This window comes from Pseudomonas helleri (assembly GCF_009600315.1).
Taxonomy (GTDB): domain Bacteria; phylum Pseudomonadota; class Gammaproteobacteria; order Pseudomonadales; family Pseudomonadaceae; genus Aquipseudomonas; species Aquipseudomonas helleri_A.
Genome location: NZ_WIWC01000085.1, coordinates 1 through 2,179, shown reverse-complemented (window position 1 = coordinate 2,179; position 2,179 = coordinate 1). Strand labels below are relative to the sequence as shown.

3 protein-coding genes are annotated in these 2,179 nt (G+C 58.4%); 1 reads left to right on the top strand and 2 read right to left on the bottom strand.

Going from position 1 to position 2,179, the window contains the following annotated elements; all coding sequences use genetic code 11:
• The first annotated feature begins 759 nt into the window (after nucleotides 1–759).
• The gene (locus tag GHN86_RS22915) at nucleotides 760–1,179 is read left to right on the top strand and encodes a hypothetical protein (RefSeq protein ID WP_073510845.1); all 420 of its coding nucleotides are present in this window, start codon (nucleotides 760–762) and stop codon (nucleotides 1,177–1,179) included.
• A gap of 31 nt (nucleotides 1,180–1,210) precedes the next feature.
• Here the strand turns inward: GHN86_RS22915 and GHN86_RS22910 are convergent, their stop codons facing one another.
• Both GHN86_RS22910 and GHN86_RS22905 read right to left on the bottom strand, forming a co-directional pair.
• On the bottom strand, nucleotides 1,211–1,459 hold the full coding sequence (locus tag GHN86_RS22910; protein WP_095003394.1) for a hypothetical protein: 249 nt from the start codon (nucleotides 1,457–1,459) through the stop codon (nucleotides 1,211–1,213).
• 241 nt (nucleotides 1,460–1,700) lie between these two features.
• Entirely contained in the window at nucleotides 1,701–2,018 is a 318-nt protein-coding gene (locus GHN86_RS22905) for a hypothetical protein (RefSeq protein WP_073510850.1), read from the bottom strand.
• Nucleotides 2,019–2,179: the final 161 nt, after the last annotated feature.

Genomic DNA, 2,179 nt, shown 5'->3' with positions numbered 1-2,179 from the left:
CGCGACGCACTTGATGGCTCCCACTGGCGTGGGAGCCCCTACGATCGGCTTTTAAAAAAAGCGTCTCGCATGACTCCACGCAGTGAGGATTTTGTTCCAGGTGCGACCACCCGGCTCCCACTCCCAACAGGCGTTCCAGACTTTCGGGGATTGTTTACCACTGCGCCCCCTGCCCTCTTCGGCGTCTGGCGGTTGGTGGGTTTTAGGACAGTGACAGCGCCCGTGGTTGGGTTTTTACGCTGCCCTGCCATTGCCTTCTCGCCCTTGCGGGTCGCACCTAACCGGCTATACCGGCTGCCGTGAAGAGATCCCCTTGATCGGCAGCTATTACTTCCCGGGCCCAAAGCATCTTGATTCCAAGCGTCGGGAAGAGGTGTCGGGGGAGGCTGGAAGCTGGACAGACGGGAGTTTTCCCGACAGAATTGGCTTACCAGGTCTCGTTCCCCGCACCGAAAAGCAGAGATTCCCCGAGACCTTGGCCAGAGCGATTGCCGTCGCCGCTGGCCCGAATGAAACCCTGCCTTGGCAGGGTTTTTTCGTTTTAATGCTATGTATCTATTACCCAAAGATATTGCGTTTGCTCGCTCAGCGCAAACCCTGTGTCTTTCACAAGCTGCCGTGTGGGTCTGGCAGCTGTGCTGCCTACCAGCACGGTAGCCAACAAGGTCCACCGGACCGCGTTAGGGAATGGTCGGTTAAGTCTCATAAATAGCAGTAGACTGTAGGGCACCCTACAGACAGAACCCGACACTGCCCTACATGGCAAAATTAACCATCGGCCGCATGGCAAAACTCTACGGTTTACACCGTTCAACATTGCATGAGGCCGTGTCTAAAGGCCGCGTAACTGCTGGCCTAGACGGTAAAGGGCAAAAGGTTATCGACCTATCAGAAATGATCCGCGTTTATGGCGAACCACAGGGGATCACCCTACACCGCCCTACACTTGACCCGACACCCTCGCCCTACACTTCCCCTACACCTGAAATGGACGCCTTACACCCAGCCCTACACTCGTTGGTTGAAGAGGTTCGATTGCTGCGTGCAGAGATACAAGAGCTGCAACAATCACTTCGGCTGATCGAGCATAAACCTGAGCCTAAACCTGCATTGCCTCACAACGCGAAGCCAGGGGAAGCCCCTACTTGGGCAAATTTGCTCGACGCTCTCGATAACTAAAAGCCGTGGCCAGTTTCGCGGGCGCGAAACTTCATAGTTCCACCGCAAAGCCTCGCACGCCGAGCCCTTCGGCAAACCGCCCCACTGCCGTCAGGCTGGCCCAGGTACGAATCGCTTCGCGCCGTGAGCGCACCGCGATCAGCCGGGAGTGCGGCCCGCCGAGGCGTACCGAAAACGTCCACTTGGTGCGGCTAGCATCGCGGCCCACAACAAACTCCCTAACCGCGTTTTGTTGCACCAGGTGCTGCAGCGCGTCTTCGTGAATTCCTTCGCCAATCATTTATCGAGTACGACCGGCAAATGGCGTAGAACCGCTGCTAGCTCGCGCCAAGGGTGCTGTGCCACTTCCGCTGCGCCGATGCAACCTGCCACATGAGCAAAAGGAATGTCTGCCTCTTGGACGCTTTGGCAGACACCGCAAAGCGTGCACGTCACGCCTTCATACTCCAGAACCCATTGAATATGCCAACACGTTAGCCCGAGCTCTAAGCCGTAGTGAGCAGTGGAACCGTCACGGCTGCTCATTCTGGTACCACGCCAGACGGGCCGCCCAAGGTGGCCGCTTCACAGGCAAACGCTGCCGCCTGTGGTGGCGTCAGCGCTCCGGCGCTGACCACGGCGTTTAACCAGTCCCAGAGTCGAGTCACACAACGCGTCTGTTGCTCAGCCACTTCCTGCAGGTGATCCAGTAACTGCGCCTCCAACGTCTCGGTCGAGGTGGCCAGCATTTGCGGCTGCAGGTCCAAGGCGATGCGCTCGGCCAGTGCGGCAGCCGCAGGGGATAGCGTGCGCAGGTCGCGCAGACGGCGCTCATAATAGGGCGTGACGGGTAACGGCATGGCGGTGGCGTCCTTATCCGAGTCAGTGGCCCACCGTGCGTAAAACCACAGAGGTGGGGTCTGGCGTACCAGTGTAGGAGGGGTGTGGTTTCCGTGCCCAGAAAAAAAGGCCCCCACGACTCTCTCAAGTGTGGGGGCCTTTTGAACATAAGCGGCGTTAT

Bases quoted from the DNA above. Each gene is read 5' to 3' on its own strand.
- GHN86_RS22915 (WP_073510845.1), top strand. From the start codon at position 760: ATGGCAAAATTAACCATCGGCCGCATGGCAAAACTCTACGGTTTACAC.
- GHN86_RS22910 (WP_095003394.1), bottom strand. From the start codon at position 1,459: ATGATTGGCGAAGGAATTCACGAAGACGCGCTGCAGCACCTGGTGCAA.
- GHN86_RS22905 (WP_073510850.1), bottom strand. From the start codon at position 2,018: ATGCCGTTACCCGTCACGCCCTATTATGAGCGCCGTCTGCGCGACCTG.